Source organism: Erwinia sp. 009765445 (genome assembly GCF_058137865.1).
Window position 1 is genome coordinate 31,384 of record NZ_JBYUWC010000016.1, and the last position, 17,694, is coordinate 49,077.

Genomic DNA, 17,694 nt, shown 5'->3' on the forward strand with positions numbered 1-17,694 from the left:
CAGGTATACTACCCCGCGATTTTGTAGCTGGAGACTCAGGTGAGCAATACCGCAAGTGATGAATTCTGGATGCGCCACGCATTGACGCTGGCTCGCCGTGCCTGGGATGAAGGCGAAGTGCCGGTTGGCGCAGTGCTGGTGCAGGGCGACAGAGTCATTGGAGAAGGCTGGAACCGGCCTATTGGTCACCATGATCCTACCGCCCATGCCGAGATTATGGCGCTGCGTCAGGGCGGTAAAATCCTGCAGAACTACCGGCTCATCGACACCACGTTGTATGTGACGCTCGAACCCTGCGTAATGTGTGCGGGCGCGATGGTGCACGGAAGAGTTGGCAGGCTGGTTTATGGCGCTAATGATGAGAAAACCGGCGCGGCAGGATCGCTGCTTGATGTTCTCGGGCATCCCGGGATGAACCATCAGGTGAAGATTGAGCAAGGCGTGCTGGCCGGAGAGTGTGCGGCGATGCTGAGTGATTTCTTCCGTTATCGCCGGGCAGAGAAAAAGGCACTGCGTGATAAATTGCGCGGCCAGCTCCCCGATTAGTTCATCGCGATCTTCGGCTCAACAGCCGGGTAGCCTTTACCCAGCTCTGCTTCCATCGCCGCCTGCTGCGCCAGTTTTCGCTCCTGATCCTGCAAATACCCCACCAGACTCAGCTGATAAATGCGGATGTTCTCCACGTAGTTATAGGCTTCCTGCCCACGGGCATAGCCGTAGTTGGTCTGGCTGTAGTAACGCTTCTGGCTGAGCATTGGCAGCCGCTGCTTCACGTCGGCCCAGCTGTCAGGATTACCTTTCTGCTTTTCAGTCAGCTTGCGCGCGTCCAGCATATGCGCATACCCCATATTATAAGCCGCCAGGGCGAACCAGATTTTCTCGTCTTCCGGAATGGTGGCGGGGACCTTCTCCATCATACGTACCAGGTACTCACTGCCGCCGCGAATACTCTGCTCCGGATCGGTTCGATCGCTGACGTTGAGGCTCTCCGCTGTGTTTCGGGTCAACATCATCATCCCGCGCACTCCGGTAGGGGAGGTTGCCTGTGGATTCCAGTGTGATTCCTGATAAGAGATTGCCGCCAGCAGTCGCCAGTCGATGTCGCTGGCGTATTTCTGGAACAGCGGCTTGATGGTCGGCAGCGTTCCGTCGATAGCGCGCAGGAAAGTGCTGGTATCCACATAGTCAAATGTGCCGACGTGGCCGAGGTATTTCTCATCCAGCCGCGCCATCGCCCCTTCTTCGCCCATCTGGTTGAAATAATCCAGCATCGCGGCATCAAGGCTGTCATCCTGATCGCGCGGCATATACCAGGTCACCGGCTCTTCTTCGGTGATATCGAACGCCACGGCCAGCTGCGGATGAATGCGCTGCAGCAGAGCAATCGACACTGAATCACCCACCGTATAGTCGAGCTTGCCGTCCGCCACTGCTTCCAGCAGGGTAGTGGGACTTTGGTCTGTAGAGATTGCCCAGTCGAGATCGGGATACTGATTCTGCTTCATGTTGCGCAGCGTCGAAAGATAGGCCGAATCCGACGCAACGGTCAGCCGACCTTTCAGCGAGCCGAGGTTTTGCGGACGGGGCTTGCCCATCCGGTACACCAGCTGCTGCGAGACGGAGTAGTAAGTTGGCCCGGTGCGAAAGCGTGACAGACGATCGCTGTTGTAAATTAATCCGGCCGTCAGCACGTCAGCTTTGTCATCTTCCAGATCGTCAAACAAATCGCTCAGGTTCTGACGGACAGTAATTTGCAGTTTGACGCCCAGATAACTGGCGAAGCGCTTCGCCAGCTCATAATCCATTCCGGCCGGGGCTTTGTTCACGGTGTAGTAAGTCAACGGAGAGTTCAGCGTGCTCACACGCAGCACTCCCCGTGATTTTATCTGTTCTATCCGATCCTGCGTTCCGCCGTACCATGGGATCGACGGCCACAGCGCCAGCGCGAGCAGCACGGTGACAAGCCCGATAAACAGATAATTAATTTTAAGGCGTTTCAAATAGTTATCTCTCGATTGCTCTCAGGTCTCTGTCTGTACCGGCAGTATTCGTTGTCTATAATGGTTCCTGAGCGTGGGGCATTTTGCGCAACTCAGGTGTCCTGCGCAACTGAATTCATCCGGTATTGTGCGATTTTCAGCCAATTCCCTGGCCCGAAAAAAGCTGCGCAAACGGTTTCGTAACGTGCGGGGATTCTCTATAATACCGCCCGTTTTCCCTGTTGCGCCCCAAAGAAGCGTCGCCCGGCGCTCTGACGAGAGATCTTTGATGATGGAAATTCTGCGTGGTTCGCCCGCTCTGTCGGCATTTCGTATTACTAAATTGCTGGCCCGCTTTCAGGACGCTCACCTGCCGGTGAGCGACATTTACGCTGAGTACGTCCATTTTGCCGATGTCAGCGCACCACTTGCAGCTGATGAAAAAGCCCGTTTACAGCGTCTGCTGAAATACGGTCCCTCTCTCGCCGAACACGCCCCGGAAGGTCGCCTGATTCTGGTGACGCCTCGCCCGGGTACGATTTCTCCGTGGTCATCCAAGGCTACTGATATTGCCCATAACTGCGATCTGCCTCAGGTTCTGCGCCTTGAGCGCGGTCTGGCTTTCTATGTTAAAGCGCCACAGTTAACTGAAGCCCAGTGGTCACAGCTGGCCTCTCTGCTGCACGATCGCATGATGGAAGTGGTGCTCAGCGAGCTGTCACAAGCAGAACAACTGTTTGCTCATCACCAGCCTGCGCCACTGCAGAGCGTGGACGTGCTGGGTGAGGGCCGTTCCGCACTGGAGCAGGCTAACCGCAAGCTGGGTCTGGCGCTGGCAGATGATGAAATCGACTACCTGCTGGCGGCCTTTGAAAAGCTCGGGCGTAATCCTAACGACATTGAACTGTACATGTTTGCTCAGGCTAACTCTGAGCACTGTCGCCACAAGATCTTCAACGCCGACTGGGTGATTGACGGCAAGCAACAGCCGAAGTCGCTGTTCAAAATGATCAAAAATACCTTTGAGAAAACCCCGGATCACGTGCTGTCTGCTTACAAAGACAATGCTGCGGTGATGGAAGGGGCTCAGGTAGGCCGTTTTTATGCTGATGCCAACAGCCAGTACGACTTCCATCAGGAAGACGCGCATATTTTAATGAAAGTGGAGACGCACAACCACCCGACGGCGATCTCGCCATGGCCGGGTGCGGCTACCGGTTCCGGTGGTGAAATCCGTGATGAAGGGGCAACCGGCCGTGGCGCCAAGCCGAAGGCTGGCCTGGTGGGCTTTTCCGTTTCAAACCTGCGCATTCCTGGCTTCGAACAGCCGTGGGAAGAAGATTTCGGCAAGCCGGATCGCATTGTCACCGCGCTGGATATCATGACCGAAGGCCCATTGGGTGGCGCTGCGTTTAACAATGAATTTGGTCGCCCGGCCCTGAACGGCTACTTCCGTACCTACGAAGAGCAGGTCAACAGCCACAACGGCGTTGAGCTGCGCGGTTACCACAAGCCAATCATGCTGGCGGGTGGCATCGGAAATATCCGTGCTGACCACGTGCAGAAAGGTGAGATTACCGTTGGCGCGAAGCTGATCGTGCTGGGTGGCCCGGCGATGAATATCGGCCTGGGCGGTGGGGCGGCTTCTTCCATGGCTTCCGGCCAGTCTGATGCCGATCTGGATTTCGCTTCCGTACAGCGTGATAACCCGGAGATGGAACGCCGTTGTCAGGAAGTGATTGACCGCTGCTGGCAGCTGGGCGAACACAACCCGATTCTGTTTATCCATGATGTGGGAGCTGGCGGCCTTTCCAACGCTATGCCAGAGCTGGTCAGCGATGGTGAGCGTGGCGGTCGTTTCAACCTGCGTGACATCCTGAGCGATGAACCCGGCATGAGCCCGCTGGAAGTCTGGTGTAACGAATCACAGGAGCGTTACGTTCTGGCAGTTGCACCTGAGAAGCTGGCTGAGTTCGATGCGCTGTGTCAGCGTGAACGTGCGCCTTATGCGGTGATTGGTGAAGCTACCGAAGAGATGCACCTGTCGCTGTCAGACAGCCACTTTGATAACAAACCTATTGATATGCCGCTGGACGTTTTACTGGGCAAGACCCCGAAAATGACCCGCGACGTGACCACGCTGAAGGCCACGGGCGAACCGTTGGTTCGTGAAACCATTACCGTGGCAGATGCTGTTAAACGCATTCTGCACCTGCCAGCCGTGGCGGAAAAAACCTTCCTCATCACCATTGGTGACCGCTCTGTGACCGGTATGGTTGCCCGTGACCAGATGGTCGGCCCGTGGCAGATCCCGGTAGCCAACTGTGCGGTCACCACTGCCAGCCTGGACAGCTACTATGGTGAAGCAATGGCGCTGGGCGAACGTGCTCCGGTGGCGCTGCTGGACTTTGCGGCCTCCGGTCGTCTGGCCGTGGGGGAAGCGATCACCAACATCGCGGCTACTCAAATTGGCTCGCTGAAGCGCATCAAACTCTCTGCCAACTGGATGGCCGCCGCCGGTCACCCGGGTGAAGATGCCGGCCTGTATGAAGCGGTGAAGGCCGTGGGCGAAGAGCTTTGCCCGGCGCTGGGTATCACCATTCCGGTGGGCAAAGACTCCATGTCGATGAAAACCCGCTGGCAGCACGGTACAGAACAGCGTGAGATGACCTCTCCACTGTCGCTGGTAATCACTGCATTTGCCCGCGTGGAAGATGTGCGTCGCACCGTGACTCCTCAGCTTCAACCTCAGGTGGACAATGCGCTGCTGTTAATCGACCTGGGCAAGGGGGGCAACGCCCTTGGGGCCACGGCACTGTCACAGGTTTATCGTCAGCTGGGCGACAAGCCTGCCGATGTGCGCGACGCGCAGCAGCTGGCTGGTTTCTTCAACGCTATCCAGACGCTGGTTGCAGATGAAAAATTGCTGGCCTATCACGACCGTTCAGACGGCGGTCTGCTGGTGACGCTGGCCGAGATGGCCTTCACCGGTCATTGCGGTCTGGATGCGGATATTTCCGCTCTGGGCAACGATGCGCTGGCCGCGCTGTTTAACGAAGAGCTGGGTGCTGTGATTCAGGTTGCCGCTGCGGATCGCGCTCAGGTTGAGCAGGTCTTTGCGGATAACGGTCTCGCTGGTTGTGTCCATTATCTGGGAAGTGCTCAGACGGGCGACCGCTTTGTTATCACCTCCGGCGATTCGGCGGTGTACAGCGAAAGCCGCACCACGCTGCGTGCCTGGTGGGCCGAAACCACCTGGCAGATGCAGCGCCTGCGTGATAACCCGGCGTGTGCCGATCAGGAACACGAAGCGAAGAAGAACGATCTCGACCCTGGCCTGAACGTCGCGCTGACCTTCCAGCCGCAGGAAGATATTGCTGCGCCATATATCGCTACCGGTGCCCGTCCGAAAGTCGCCGTGCTGCGTGAGCAGGGAGTAAACTCCCATGTTGAAATGGCGGCCGCTTTCCACCGCGCCGGTTTTGATGCGGTAGATGTGCATATGAGCGACCTGCTGGCAGGACGCCGTGGCCTGGAAGATTTCCAGACGCTGGTGGCCTGTGGCGGCTTCTCCTATGGTGACGTGCTGGGCGCGGGTGAAGGCTGGGCGAAGTCCATTCTCTTTAACAGCCGCGTGCGTGATGAGTTCGAAACCTTCTTCCATCGTCCGCAGACGCTGGCGCTGGGCGTGTGTAACGGCTGCCAGATGATGTCGAACCTGCGCGAAGTGATCCCTGGCAGCGAGGCCTGGCCGCGCTTTGTACGCAATCAGTCCGAGCGTTTTGAAGCCCGCTTCAGCCTGGTAGAGGTGGCAGCCAGCCCGTCACTGCTGCTGGACGGTATGGTCGGTTCACGGATGCCAGTTGCGGTTTCCCACGGAGAAGGGTTTGTGGAAGTTCGTGACGAAGCTCACCTGTCCACGCTTGAGCACAAAGGTCTGGTTGCCCTGCGCTTCGTGGACAACTTCGGTAAGGTGACTCAACAGTACCCGGCGAATCCGAACGGCTCCCCGAACGGTATCACCGCGGTCACTAATGAAAGTGGTCGCGTCACTATCATGATGCCGCATCCTGAGCGTGTGTTCCGTACTGTAAGTAACTCCTGGCACCCGGCAGAGTGGGGCGAGGACAGCCCGTGGATGCGTATCTTCCGCAATGCGCGTAAGCAGTTGGGCTGAGGTGTTGCAAAATCCCGACAGTGACCGGTAATGAGTGTCGCCGAAAGGCGACATTTAACCGATTGATTTTTAATGCCTGCTGCGATTTATATTAAGACTGTTGCCTGTTAGCGACAGTCTGTTTTTGACCACCAGGTAAAAATACGCCTCCAGTTTGACTTTGTAATATTTTTTTGTGAGTTAAATCAGGCAAATAAAAATAATTTTCAAGCATGGCACGGCTATTGCTATAAGTAATGTAGTGGCTCATTCACCTGGTTACGACAGCCCTGCGCAAGCGGACAAGCGCTTCTTAACAACCCGAATGACGCACAATACGGTGCCTGCCGTCCACCACACCGATAACAGACCACTTTGTGGCTTTATCAAGCATCGGACGCAACGTTGAGTTAGGCACCACCTATTTTCTGTGATGATCGCTGGTCCTCACAGTCCAATGGCAGATTCTCTGAATCTGCCATTTTTCGTTTTGTTCTCCGGGCTTTCTTCCGGAGCTGCACTCCGCTAGCATCGGAACAGATGGTTAACTGAGAGTGTCCCGTGAAAACATGGCGTTTATTCCCCCGTTCCCTGCGTCAGCTGGTGCTGATGGCTTTTCTGCTGGTGCTGTTGCCGCTGCTGGTGCTGGCCTGGCAGGCCTGGGAGAGTTTGTCCGCGCTGAGCGATCGGGCTGCCGATACCAATCGCACCACCCTGACCGACGTGCGGCGCAGCGAGGCGATGGCCCGCACCGCGCTTGAGCTGGAGCGCAGCTATCGCCAGTACTGCGTGCTGGACGATCCGATGCTGGCAAACCTGTATCAAACCCAACGCACCAAATATGCTCAGTTGCTGGATGCCCACGTTTCGGTGCTGCCGGATAAGCGCATTTACGATTCGTTGCGCCAGTCCCTCACCCAGCTCAGTAAAATCACCTGCGAAAACAGTAACCCGGTGAAAGCCGCCTCTGACGGGCTGGAAGCTTTTTCCTCCGCGAATGCTCAACTGGTGCAGTCCACGCGCGAAGTGGTTTTCGCCAGAGGGATACAGCTGCAGCGTGAAATTGCCGAGCGCGGCCAGTACTTTGGCTGGCAGGCGCTGATCCTGTTCCTGCTCAGTCTCGGGCTGGTGCTGTTGTTTACCCGCATGATTATCGGGCCGGTGAAAGCCGTTGAGCGAATGATTAACCGGCTTGGTGAAGGGCGAACGCTGGGCCACAATCTGGCCTTTAAAGGCCCGCGTGAGCTGCGCTCGCTGGGGCAACGGATCCTTTGGCTGAGCGAGCGCCTGGCCTGGCTGGAGTCGCAGCGCCACGAGTTTCTGCGTCACCTCTCGCACGAGCTGAAAACGCCGCTGGCCAGCATGCGTGAAGGTACGGCGCTGCTGGCGGATGAGGTGGCAGGCCCGCTGACGCCCGATCAGCACGAGGTAGTGAGCATTCTGGATGAAAGCAGCCGTCACCTGCAGCGGCTGATTGAACAGCTGCTGGATTACAACCGTAAGCTCTCCGAAGCGCAGATCGCGCTGGAGCCGGTGCAGCTTAAACCGCTGGTTGAGGGGATTGTCAGCACTCACAGCCTGACGGCGCGGGCCAAGTTGATGCAGACTGAGATCGACCTTGGTGCCAGCGCCTGCCAGGGAGAGACGACGCTGCTCGCCAGGGCCATCGATAATCTTTATTCGAATGCGATACATTACGGGGCTGAATCCGGTACCATCTGGATCCGCAGTCGTCAGCAGGGCCGCAGAGTCATCATTGAGGTGGCAAACACCGGGATGCCCGTGCCGCAGACCGAGCAGGCAATGATCTTTGAACCCTTTTTCCAGGGTAGTCAGCAGCGCAAGGGGGCCGTTAAAGGCAGCGGGCTTGGGCTCAGTATTGCCAAAGACTGCCTGCAACGCCTGCAGGGCGACCTCCAACTGGTCAGCAGTGAGGGGGCTGATGTCTGCTTCAGAATTGAACTCAATACCATTGCCGGGAACGAACAATAATGAAAAAAAAATCCTGTTCTGCAGCCTTAACACCCTGGTTCACCGCAGGAAAATTCACGGCAGCAGCCCTGTTTGCCATTCTGCTGGCGGGTTGCAGCGCGAAGTCGTCTGGCCCGTCCGCAACAGGCAAAGACAGCACGCTGGTGGTGCCAGAAATCAAAGTCGTCGATTTTCAGCTGGTGCCGTGCGACCACATCTGGCAGGCGGATGACGGGAAAACCATGGGCAATTCTCTCTACTGGCTGCGGGCGATGGACTGTGCCGTCAGGCTTTCCCCTGCGGATGCTCGTGCAGAAGCGCGCCGCTGGCCGGATGACAACTGGCAGAGCGCCTTCAAGCAGGGCGTGCTGATGGCCAATGGCAACGTCACGCCGGTGGAGCGACGGGAATACCTGCAGCGACTGGATACCTTCAGCCAGAGCTACCCCTCATCCGTGCGGGTGCTGATGCAGCTCTGGCGCGACGATCAGATGGGGCTGTTACAGCTGTCAGAAGAGAGAACCCGCTATCACCATCTGCAACAGGCAAGCGATGCGGAGCTGGATGCACTGCGCCAGCAGCAGCTGAGCCTGAACAAAGAACTGAACGTTACCCGCCGTAAACTGGAGACGCTGACCGACATTGAGCGTCAGCTATCATCGCGGCGTTCACCCGACACCTCTGACAGCAGTCACAGCGATAAAAGTGGTGGGGCGGGTAACTCATCACCCGGAAATAACACTGACGGTAGCCAGCCATGATAAAGAAATCGGCCAGCCTGCTGCTGGTGGACGACGATCCCAGCCTGCTTAAGCTACTGGGAATGCGTCTGGGAAGCGAAGGCTTCAGAGTGTTAACCGCCGAAAGCGGACCAGAAGCTCTGCGAACCCTGCAGCGTGAGAAGATCGATTTGGTGATCAGCGATCTGCGAATGGATGAGATGGACGGCCTGGCGCTGTTCACTGAGATTCAGAAAATCCAGCCCGGTATGCCGGTGATTATCCTCACTGCGCACGGATCGATTCCGGAAGCCGTTTCGGCGACCCAACAGGGCGTGTTCAGCTTCCTGACCAAACCTGTCGATCGCGATGCGCTCTATAGTGCGATTGACCAGGCACTGGTCCATCGTGCGCCTGCCAGTGACGATGCCTGGCGGGAAAGTATTGTTACCCGCAGCCCGCTAATGTTGCGGATGCTGGAGCAGGCCAGAATGGTGGCCCAGTCCGATGTCAGCGTGTTGATTAACGGGCAGAGCGGTACCGGTAAAGAGATTCTGGCGCAGGCAATCCATGCCGCCAGCCCACGGGCGGGCAAGGCTTTCATTGCGATTAACTGCGGTGCGCTGCCCGAGCAGCTGCTGGAGTCCGAGCTGTTCGGCCACGCCAAAGGCGCATTTACCGGAGCGGTCAGTAATCGTGAAGGGCTGTTCCAGGCGGCCGAAGGTGGGACACTGTTCCTGGATGAAATCGGTGATATGCCGCAGGCGCTGCAGGTCAAGCTGCTGCGCGTGTTACAGGAGCGTAAGGTACGTCCGCTCGGCAGCAACCGCGACCTGGATATCAACGTGCGTATCCTTTCGGCGACCCATCGCGATCTGCCTAAGGCGATGGAGAAGAAAGAGTTCCGTGAAGATCTGTTCTACCGGTTGAATGTGGTGAACCTGAAAATCCCGGCACTGCATGAACGTTCTGAAGATATTCCGCTGCTGGCAAATCATCTGCTGAAGCAGTCGGCAGAGCGACACAAACCGTTCGTACGCAGCTTCTCAACCGATGCGATGAAGCGCCTGATGGCTGCGAGCTGGCCGGGCAACGTGCGTCAGCTGGTGAACGTCATTGAGCAGTGCGTGGCGCTGACTTCTGCGCCGGTGATCGGTGAAGCGCTGGTCGAGCAGGCACTGGTGGGCGAGAACACCGCGTTACCCACTTTTGTGGAAGCCAGAAACCAGTTTGAACTGAACTACTTACGCAAGCTGCTGCAGATGACCAAAGGCAACGTTACCCACGCTGCACGTCTGGCCGGGCGCAACCGGACCGAGTTTTATAAATTGCTGTCGCGCCACGAGTTGGATGCGTCTGATTTTAAAGAGTAGTTTTTTCAGTGCCGCTTTGCTGCCGGGATATGGTAGCTTAGGCCTCCTGAAATAGAGACAGACCGCGCAGCGGAACCTGTCCGCTGCATTTATACTCATGTTTACCCTCCGGGTGCGGAGGGAATGAAAAGGGTCTGCCATGAAAAAGATTGATGCAATTATCAAACCGTTCAAACTCGATGACGTGCGTGAAGCGCTGGCCGAAGTAGGGATCACCGGCATGACCGTCACTGAAGTGAAAGGTTTTGGACGCCAGAAAGGGCACACTGAGCTCTATCGCGGCGCGGAATATATGGTCGATTTTCTGCCGAAGGTGAAGATTGAGATCGTCATTGCTGACGACATCGTTGATACCTGCGTGGAAACCATCATGCGCACCGCGCAGACCGGCAAAATTGGTGATGGTAAAATCTTTGTGTATGACGTGGCGCGCGTGGTACGTATCCGTACGGGCGAAGAAGACGAAGAAGCGATTTAATTCTGGCTGCGGGCAGGATCGTAAAAGGGGCGGGTATCTCAGGATATCCGCCCCTTTTATTTTCATTGTGTTCATCGCTGGTCAAATTGTGATCTCTGCCCGGAATGTTGGCTAACCTTTTGTTAATGTCATGGCATCTGATCCTGAAAGGGTTTCAGGATGACAGAAAAAGGGAAACAGGAATGTCATGGACTTATAACGTCAGGACGAAAGAGTTTCACCTTAACGGTGAACTAAAATTTAAATCCCAGTATGCTGGTGCTGTTGGGTATAAAAATGACCCTGGATTTGAGTGTATTAAAAATAAAGGCCCACTGCCGCGCGGAAGCTATCGCATAGGTGCTCCTTACGATTCAAAAAAAACCGGGCCATTTACTCTGGTGTTGATTCCACAAAGTGCTAATAATATGTGTGGACGTGGTGATTTCAGAATCCATGGCGACAGTAAGAAAGAGCCGGGATCGGCTTCTGAGGGCTGTATTGTTGCAGAAAAGGACTTCAGGGAAAAAATTTGGGAAAGTGGTGACAGGGAGTTGATTGTTAAATGAATTTCTTCAGGGTTTTAATGTTTATTCCTTTACTGACAGGCTGTGTCCACACAATCCCTGTCGAACCTGATGCTTGTGTCGTGCCCGATTCATCTGTTGAGATCTCTATGTTTGATTCCATGATTGATAGCCTGAAAATAGATCAATCGGTGGTGGCAAGAGGTCAGACAAAAATGGAGCTTCTGGATAACAGGCTGGTCAGTCCCCTTTTTGCCGAATATTTAGCGCAGAAATCGTGGGATAATGATAAAGATAAATGGCTTAGCATAGAGAGGTATAAAAAAATCTATTCTGAACATAATGTCAGGAATCTTATTGTTAAGATCACCTATTTTAATAACGAACGAAAAAAAAATGTATTCATTGCTTCTGCCTTAGTTAACGACGATGAATGTTCAATTGATTTCAACGGCTATATTATTGTCAGTCGTGAATTTTAAAACAGGCCGCCCGGCAGGGCGGCTGTGTTTTTAATAATGGTCGGCATGTTGCCTGTCTAATCAAATTACTTTATGCGGGCCAAACACTTCGTAGTGAATACGGTCTTCTGTAATCTCCATACTCAGCAACTGGCGGGCAACATGCTGCATAAACCCAACCGGGCCGCACAGGTAGTAACGCATTGCAGGATCGCTGAGCTGGCTTTCAATTGGCATCAGGTCTGTCAGGCCTTCGCTGTCAAAGTTGCCTTTATCCTGCGGCAGTGGCTGGCTGTACCAGAGGTGCTGCGCGAAGTTGCCAAGCCGGTTGCCTGCTGCAGCGACTTCTTCGCGGAAAGCGTGTCGTTTGCCGTTATCAGCTGCATGGAACCACTGTACGCGCGCCGGATGTCGCTGCGCGGTCAGCACGTCCAGCATTGCCAGCATCGGCGTCTGTCCCACACCGGCCGAAATCAGCGTAACCGGTGTTTCCGGTTCTACGTTCAGGAAGAAGTCACCTGCCGGTGCCGCCAGATGCACTTCATCGCCAACTTTCGCCTGCTGATGCAGCCAGCCTGATACCGTGCCGCCTTCTTCAATGGCGCACAGCAATGCGATAATCACGACCGTTTGGTGCCCGGGTCAGCGAATACTGGCGGATCTCCTGGTTGGCAAAACCTTCCTCACGCAGCCAGACGCCCAGATACTGCCCGGCATGATAATCCGCCACCGGCAGGCCATCGGCTGGCGTCAGAGTAAAGCTTTTGATCACCTCACTCTGCGTGGCGATTTCGCTGATGTGGAAAGCGCGTGGTGTTCTCCAGCCGCCCGTTTTATTTTCTCCTTCCCGGTAAATCTCTTCTTCGCGCTGAATAAATACGCCCGCCAGCACGCCGTAAGCCTTACCCCACTCATCCAGAACCTCCTGACCCGGGCTGAGCATCTCATCCAGCGTGGCCAGCAAATGCGTGCCCACAATCTGGTACTGCTCCGGTTGAATAGCAAAGCTGGTGTGCTTCTGGGCAATTTTCTCTACCGCAGGCAGCAGGGCAGCCAGGTTTTCGATATTGCTGGAATAAGCGTAGATCGCATTGAACAGCGCTTCACGCTGGTTGCCGTTGCGCTGGTTGCTCATATTGAAAATGTCCTTCAGCTCCGGATTGTGCGCAAACATGCGGTCATAAAAATGGGCGGTCAGGCGGGGGCCGGTGGCGAGCAGGGCAGGAATAGTGGCTTTAACGGTGGCGATGGTCCTGGCGTCTAACATGGCAAAGCTCCTTGCATGAATTACAAAGATGTATTTTAAATGCATCTTATGGCGCTTTAACAGGCATTGTAAATACACCTTAAAGCGGCAGGGGCATTTTTCGCCACAGACTGGTGAACAATGTGAAGGAACTGCATCTGGATGATGATGAAATATCGTGAAGCTAAGGGTAGCAAAAAAGAGGAAAAAAACCGTGCCAGCACTGAAGCCAATCGTTTGCGTAAAAAGCGCGCTTTCCGGCTACCGCTCGGTGGGTAAAACAGTTTACACTGTTGGCCTTAGCCCAAACGGGCCGTCCAATGCCGAATATTAGTTAGCTGAGTCAGGAGAAGCGGATGTTAAAGCGTGATATGAATATTGCCGATTATGATGCCGAGTTATGGCAGGCAATGGAGCAAGAGAAAGTGCGTCAGGAAGAGCATATTGAACTGATTGCTTCTGAAAACTACACCAGTCCGCGTGTCATGCAGGCACAAGGGTCTCAGCTGACCAACAAATATGCCGAAGGCTATCCGGGCAAGCGTTACTACGGCGGCTGCGAGTATGTTGATATCGTTGAGCAGCTGGCTATCGACCGTGCGAAAGCACTGTTCGGTGCTGACTATGCTAACGTGCAGCCGCACTCTGGTTCACAGGCTAACTTCGCGGTGTACACCGCGCTGCTGCAGCCGGGCGATACCATTCTCGGAATGAACCTGGCGCACGGTGGTCACCTGACTCACGGTTCACCGGTTAACCTGTCCGGCAAGCTCTACAATGTGGTGCCTTACGGCATCGACGAAACCGGCAAAATTGATTACGAAGATCTGGCTGCGCAGGCGCAGAAGCACAAGCCAAAAATGATCATAGGTGGTTTCTCGGCTTATTCCGGTGTCTGTGACTGGGCAAAAATGCGTGAAATCGCTGACAGCATCGGCGCATATTTGTTCGTGGACATGGCGCACGTAGCCGGTCTGATCGCTGCAGACGTCTACCCGAACCCGGTACCTCACGCGCACATCGTGACCACCACCACCCACAAAACCCTGGCAGGTCCACGTGGCGGCCTGATCCTGGCTAAAGGCGGTGATGAAGATCTGTATAAGAAGCTGAACTCTGCTGTCTTCCCTGGCGGCCAGGGCGGCCCGCTGATGCACGTGATTGCCGGTAAAGCGGTAGCGCTGAAAGAAGCGATGGAGCCTGAGTTCAAAATTTACCAGCAGCAGGTTGCTAAAAACGCCAAAGCCATGGTGGAAGTGGTGCTGGAGCGCGGATACAAAGTGGTTTCCGGTGGTACCCATAACCACCTGTTCCTGCTGGACCTGGTGGACAAAAATCTGACCGGTAAAGAAGCTGATGCTGCCCTGGGTCGCGCTAATATCACCGTGAACAAAAACAGTGTCCCTGATGACCCAAAAAGCCCGTTTGTGACTTCCGGTATTCGCATCGGTTCACCTGCGGTAACCCGCCGTGGCTTTAAAGAAGCCGAAGTTCGCGAGCTGGCTGGCTGGATCTGCGATATTCTCGACAATATCAATGACGAAGGCGTTCAGGAACGTGTGAAGAAGCAGGTGCTGGATATCTGCGCGCGCTTCCCGGTCTACGCATAAGCGAACTCTGCTCCGGCCTTTCTCTAAGCGATGGGGCGATGTCGGTGCTGGGGAGCACGGTGCTGTTTCTGCGGCCCGGAATGGCGTAATTATGACTCCAGCAGCATCCTGATACGGTGCTGCTGGTGAGCCTGCAGGGGCAGTTCGGCGTGGATCAGCGGCGGTGAGTAGAGTGGCAGAGGGGTGGCATAAGGGGTAATAACCAGCGCAATCCCTTTCGGCGCACTGCTACGCTGATACTCATCCACCTCGAGATATTTAATATTCAGCGGCAACAGCGTCAGTTCCCTCAGCTGCTGCTCCACGGCCTGTTCCAGCTGAGGATCTTTCCCGGTCAGCAGCAGCACCTGTTTTTCCTGTAGCGCATTCTCCTGCATCAGCCACGCGCCAAAAATAATTGCTATCAGCCCCAGCTCCTCCTGCGAGAAATGCAGGCCATAGAGCTGCTCAAAGTCACTTACCGCTTCCTGAGTGGTCCGCAACAGGCGGGGATAAAGCCGTACCACCTCTTCAGTCAGGCTGTTATCGATACCAATTCCGAACAGGCTGCGTTCCAGTGCCTGAGCAAGATGAGTATAAAGCTGTGAACACAATCCCTTTTCATCACTAAAGCGCATTTCGGACAACGTCTGGAATCGATCTGCTATCTGCCGGACGGCTTCCAGCAAACGCAGCTCATACCCATGGCAGGCATTGTCAGCCGCAGGCGCGTGCATCTGGCTGAACAGCAGGGCATACAGCCAGACTTCGCTGGCATCCGGTGCGGTTTTACACCGTTTCTGCCAGTGACGCACAACCTCCTGTGCCACCTGATGTTCGATGCGTGAAATCAGCCATGCCTGTTGAGCTTCACTGAATTCGGTAGGGGTACGGCGGCAGAGTGAATGCTGCATGAAAATCTGCAAAAACTGGCAGTCGCGGCTGGTGAACTCACGCGAAAGTCCCTGAGCGCAGTGCTGCACCAGGGCATTCAGATTGTGCTCATCGTACAGCGCTTTTTCCGTCTGCAGGGCTTTCAGCTGCTGTTTAATCGCCGGGGCGAAGCGGTGGCGGACGAAATCAGGTGCAAGCCGCAGACCTCGCCGCAGCCAGTGCAGCAGGCACAGCCGCTGGTCCAGCTCCCTGCCGTCAATCCGGAAGCTGCCGTTTGCATCCTGAGTGAGGGCAAGCCGGTGATAGCGCTGGATTTCTTCTGCCACCTCCGCTATATCTTGCCGGGTAACCGACCGATCCACCCCGTTGAGCTGACAAAGAGAATCAAGGTTTACGGTGAAGTCCGGGAGATAAAGCATTAATAGCAGGTGGCAGTGACGCTGCGGGCCGGAGAAGGCAGAAGGTTGTGGTGAGGGTAAGCTCATCGTCTGCAATCCTGGTCAAGAGTAACACCGCTAAGAATAGCGTGGTTGCAGCCTTTTGAGCCCGCAGAGGCCAGATTTATTCATAGCTTATAAGGCAGGTCACAGAATTTTTTGCCTGACAAGCAGAGGGAACAAAATTTGTTACGTTATAACATGCTCACCGGGCTGACGATCGGTGCCATACTGCTGGCAGCCACGCCGCTGGCCTGGAGCCATCCGCACAGCTTTATTGATATGCAGGCCACGCTGGTGCACAAGGATAATCAGCTGACCGGGCTGAAAATGCACTGGGTGATGGACGAAATCACCTCCGCCGATCTGCTTTATGATGCGGGCGAGGCAAAGCCGGGGTCGGTGGTATGGAAAAAGCTGGCGGCACAGGTTATGGCAAACGTACTGGGTCAGCACTACTTCAGCGAGTTCTGGCATGAGGGTAAGGCGGTAAAATTCGATAATCTGCCGCCAGAATATTCACTTTCCAGAGAAGGACATAAAGCCGTGCTGGACTTTATTCTGCCGTTGGGTGAGCCACGGTCACTGGCTGGTCAGCGCTACACTTTCTCCACCTTCGACCCAAGCTATTTTGTCGATATGTATTACGACTCTGAAAAGTGCCTGCATATCCCGCCCGAACTGGCAAAGCAGTGTCAGTTTTCGCTGCATACCCCCAAACCCAATGCTTCAATGCAGGCTTACGCGCTGTCGCTGGATAAAGCCGATGCGCCACCTGAAGATATGGATCTTGGCAAGCAATTTGCCCAGACGGTGACGCTGACATGTCAGTAAATTCCCTGCCGCAGAAATCCGGAACCGCTGGCTGGCTGCAGATATGGCCGCTGTTTGTTTTGCTGGCTCTGTTGCTGGCCGCAGGTGTGGCCGTCTGGCTGCACTGGCCGCAGATTTTGTTGCAAAGCATATTCTGGCAGAAAACCCTGCATCAGCAGATGACTACGCTGCTGCAGCAGGTTGCTACTCATCCCCATCAGGCCGGGCTGGCGCTGATGGGCTTCAGTTTGATCTACGGCGTGCTGCACGCACTGGGACCGGGGCACGGCAAGGTGGTGATCGCCACTTTCCTGGCAACACACCCCACGAAAGTGAAAACCAGCCTGCAGTTGACGATGATGGCGGCGGTGGTGCAGGGCGGGGTGGCGATAGCGCTGGTGACGGTCATGCTGGTGGTGCTGAAACTCTCCTCTCGCCAGCTGCATATCAGCAGTTACTGGCTGGAGAAGGGCAGCTATCTGCTGGTGGCCGGGCTGGGGCTGTGGCTGTGCTGGCGCGCGCTCGGTAAGATTGTTAAGGCGCTCCGTACTCCGGACACCATGACTATCCGGCGGATTGTGCCTGTCGGTCACCAGCACAGCGCGGACTGCGGCTGTGGACATCAGCACGTGCCGGACAGTGAGATGCTCGGTAAGGCGGTCAACGGCAGAACCAAAGCGATTGTGGTACTGTCTATGGGGCTGCGTCCCTGTTCCGGGGCGATTATGATGCTGCTGTTTTCGAAAGTCATTGGCGTGTACTGGTGGGGCGTGCTTTCGGCGCTGGCTATGGCGGTCGGGACGGCGATGACCGTTTCGGCAATGGCCCTGCTGGTGCAGGTTTCCCGGGTGCTGGCGATAAAGCTCAGCCGCAATGCTTCACCGGCAGGCTGGCAGAAAGTGGGGTGGTCTTGTTTGTCGCTGACGGGGGGCGTGTTGCTGATAGCGGCAGGGATGATGCTGTGGTTCAGCGCCAGGCCAGAGATGGTGGGTGGCATCCGGCCGATGTTTCTGCGGTGAAAACTGGCCGCAAACCTGAAAAAAAGTGCATACAGTCAGTCCTGATAAAAACA

Annotated in this window: 14 protein-coding genes and 1 pseudogene; 11 read left to right on the plus strand and 4 right to left on the minus strand. The window is 55.5% G+C overall.

Annotated features, from left to right (window positions below):
* Positions 1–39: 39 nt before the first annotated feature.
* Complete coding sequence (gene tadA, locus AC3Y5R_RS17490; protein WP_489922371.1) at positions 40–546, plus strand: tRNA adenosine(34) deaminase TadA; 507 nt, start codon at positions 40–42, stop codon at positions 544–546.
* Here the strand turns inward: tadA and mltF are convergent.
* Positions 543–2,000, minus strand: coding sequence for a membrane-bound lytic murein transglycosylase MltF (mltF, locus tag AC3Y5R_RS17495; protein WP_489922372.1), 1,458 nt, complete (start codon positions 1,998–2,000; stop codon positions 543–545). The genes tadA and mltF overlap by 4 nt on opposite strands.
* A 268-nt stretch (positions 2,001–2,268) precedes the next feature.
* Here mltF and purL point away from each other — a divergent pair, with 268 nt between their 5' ends.
* Positions 2,269–6,156: a phosphoribosylformylglycinamidine synthase gene (purL, locus tag AC3Y5R_RS17500; protein ID WP_489922373.1), complete on the plus strand. Its 3,888-nt coding sequence runs from the start codon at positions 2,269–2,271 to the stop codon at positions 6,154–6,156.
* A 91-nt stretch (positions 6,157–6,247) separates the two neighbouring features.
* Here the strand turns inward: purL and AC3Y5R_RS17505 are convergent, their stop codons facing one another.
* Positions 6,248–6,406, minus strand: coding sequence for a hypothetical protein (locus AC3Y5R_RS17505; RefSeq protein WP_489922374.1), 159 nt, complete (start codon positions 6,404–6,406; stop codon positions 6,248–6,250).
* 290 nt (positions 6,407–6,696) lie between these two features.
* Here AC3Y5R_RS17505 and AC3Y5R_RS17510 point away from each other — a divergent pair, with 290 nt between their 5' ends.
* From AC3Y5R_RS17510 to AC3Y5R_RS17535, 6 genes are all read left to right on the plus strand, one after another.
* Entirely contained in the window at positions 6,697–8,127 is a 1,431-nt protein-coding gene (locus tag AC3Y5R_RS17510) for a sensor histidine kinase (protein WP_489922375.1), read from the plus strand.
* The gene (gene qseG / locus AC3Y5R_RS17515) at positions 8,127–8,867 is read left to right on the plus strand and encodes a two-component system QseEF-associated lipoprotein QseG (RefSeq protein WP_489922376.1); all 741 of its coding nucleotides are present in this window, start codon (positions 8,127–8,129) and stop codon (positions 8,865–8,867) included. Before AC3Y5R_RS17510 ends, qseG begins: the two co-directional genes overlap by 1 nt.
* Complete coding sequence (glrR, locus tag AC3Y5R_RS17520; protein ID WP_158780517.1) at positions 8,864–10,198, plus strand: two-component system response regulator GlrR; 1,335 nt, start codon at positions 8,864–8,866, stop codon at positions 10,196–10,198. The genes qseG and glrR overlap by 4 nt, the downstream gene beginning before the upstream one ends.
* A gap of 139 nt (positions 10,199–10,337) precedes the next feature.
* Positions 10,338–10,676, plus strand: a complete 339-nt coding sequence (gene glnB / locus AC3Y5R_RS17525; protein WP_158780518.1) for a nitrogen regulatory protein P-II — start codon at positions 10,338–10,340, stop codon at positions 10,674–10,676.
* 182 nt (positions 10,677–10,858) lie between these two features.
* On the plus strand, positions 10,859–11,224 hold the full coding sequence (locus AC3Y5R_RS17530; protein ID WP_489922377.1) for a tlde1 domain-containing protein: 366 nt from the start codon (positions 10,859–10,861) through the stop codon (positions 11,222–11,224).
* 17 nt (positions 11,225–11,241) lie between these two features.
* Positions 11,242–11,664 (plus strand): Shiga toxin A subunit, encoded by a 423-nt coding sequence (locus tag AC3Y5R_RS17535; protein ID WP_489922378.1) that lies wholly within the window; start codon positions 11,242–11,244, stop codon positions 11,662–11,664.
* A gap of 60 nt (positions 11,665–11,724) precedes the next feature.
* Here the strand turns inward: AC3Y5R_RS17535 and hmpA are convergent.
* Positions 11,725–12,910: pseudogene (hmpA, locus tag AC3Y5R_RS17540) on the minus strand (NO-inducible flavohemoprotein).
* A gap of 335 nt (positions 12,911–13,245) precedes the next feature.
* Here hmpA and glyA point away from each other — a divergent pair.
* A complete protein-coding gene (gene glyA, locus AC3Y5R_RS17545) occupies positions 13,246–14,499 on the plus strand; it encodes a serine hydroxymethyltransferase (RefSeq protein WP_489922379.1) in 1,254 nt (417 codons plus the stop codon).
* Positions 14,500–14,588: 89 nt separating this feature from the next.
* On the opposite strand, the gene csiE is transcribed toward glyA, so the two are convergent.
* Positions 14,589–15,857 (minus strand): stationary phase inducible protein CsiE, encoded by a 1,269-nt coding sequence (csiE, locus tag AC3Y5R_RS17550; RefSeq protein WP_489922380.1) that lies wholly within the window; start codon positions 15,855–15,857, stop codon positions 14,589–14,591.
* A gap of 153 nt (positions 15,858–16,010) precedes the next feature.
* On the opposite strand from csiE, the gene AC3Y5R_RS17555 reads away from it, so the two are divergent.
* Together AC3Y5R_RS17555 and AC3Y5R_RS17560 are read left to right on the plus strand one after the other, a co-directional pair.
* Complete coding sequence (locus tag AC3Y5R_RS17555) at positions 16,011–16,643, plus strand: DUF1007 family protein (RefSeq protein ID WP_489922439.1); 633 nt, start codon at positions 16,011–16,013, stop codon at positions 16,641–16,643.
* The gene (locus tag AC3Y5R_RS17560; protein WP_489922381.1) at positions 16,634–17,641 is read left to right on the plus strand and encodes a nickel/cobalt transporter; all 1,008 of its coding nucleotides are present in this window, start codon (positions 16,634–16,636) and stop codon (positions 17,639–17,641) included. The genes AC3Y5R_RS17555 and AC3Y5R_RS17560 overlap by 10 nt, the downstream gene beginning before the upstream one ends.
* The last annotated feature ends 53 nt before the right edge of the window (positions 17,642–17,694 follow it).

Bases quoted from the DNA above. Each gene is read 5' to 3' on its own strand.
- purL (WP_489922373.1), top strand. From the start codon at position 2,269: ATGATGGAAATTCTGCGTGGTTCGCCCGCTCTGTCGGCATTTCGTATT.
- AC3Y5R_RS17505 (WP_489922374.1), bottom strand. From the start codon at position 6,406: ATGAGCCACTACATTACTTATAGCAATAGCCGTGCCATGCTTGAAAAT.
- qseG (WP_489922376.1), top strand. From the start codon at position 8,127: ATGAAAAAAAAATCCTGTTCTGCAGCCTTAACACCCTGGTTCACCGCA.
- glrR (WP_158780517.1), top strand. From the start codon at position 8,864: ATGATAAAGAAATCGGCCAGCCTGCTGCTGGTGGACGACGATCCCAGC.
- glnB (WP_158780518.1), top strand. From the start codon at position 10,338: ATGAAAAAGATTGATGCAATTATCAAACCGTTCAAACTCGATGACGTG.
- AC3Y5R_RS17530 (WP_489922377.1), top strand. From the start codon at position 10,859: ATGTCATGGACTTATAACGTCAGGACGAAAGAGTTTCACCTTAACGGT.
- AC3Y5R_RS17535 (WP_489922378.1), top strand. From the start codon at position 11,242: ATGTTTATTCCTTTACTGACAGGCTGTGTCCACACAATCCCTGTCGAA.
- glyA (WP_489922379.1), top strand. From the start codon at position 13,246: ATGTTAAAGCGTGATATGAATATTGCCGATTATGATGCCGAGTTATGG.
- csiE (WP_489922380.1), bottom strand. From the start codon at position 15,857: ATGAGCTTACCCTCACCACAACCTTCTGCCTTCTCCGGCCCGCAGCGT.
- AC3Y5R_RS17555 (WP_489922439.1), top strand. From the start codon at position 16,011: ATGCTCACCGGGCTGACGATCGGTGCCATACTGCTGGCAGCCACGCCG.
- AC3Y5R_RS17560 (WP_489922381.1), top strand. From the start codon at position 16,634: ATGTCAGTAAATTCCCTGCCGCAGAAATCCGGAACCGCTGGCTGGCTG.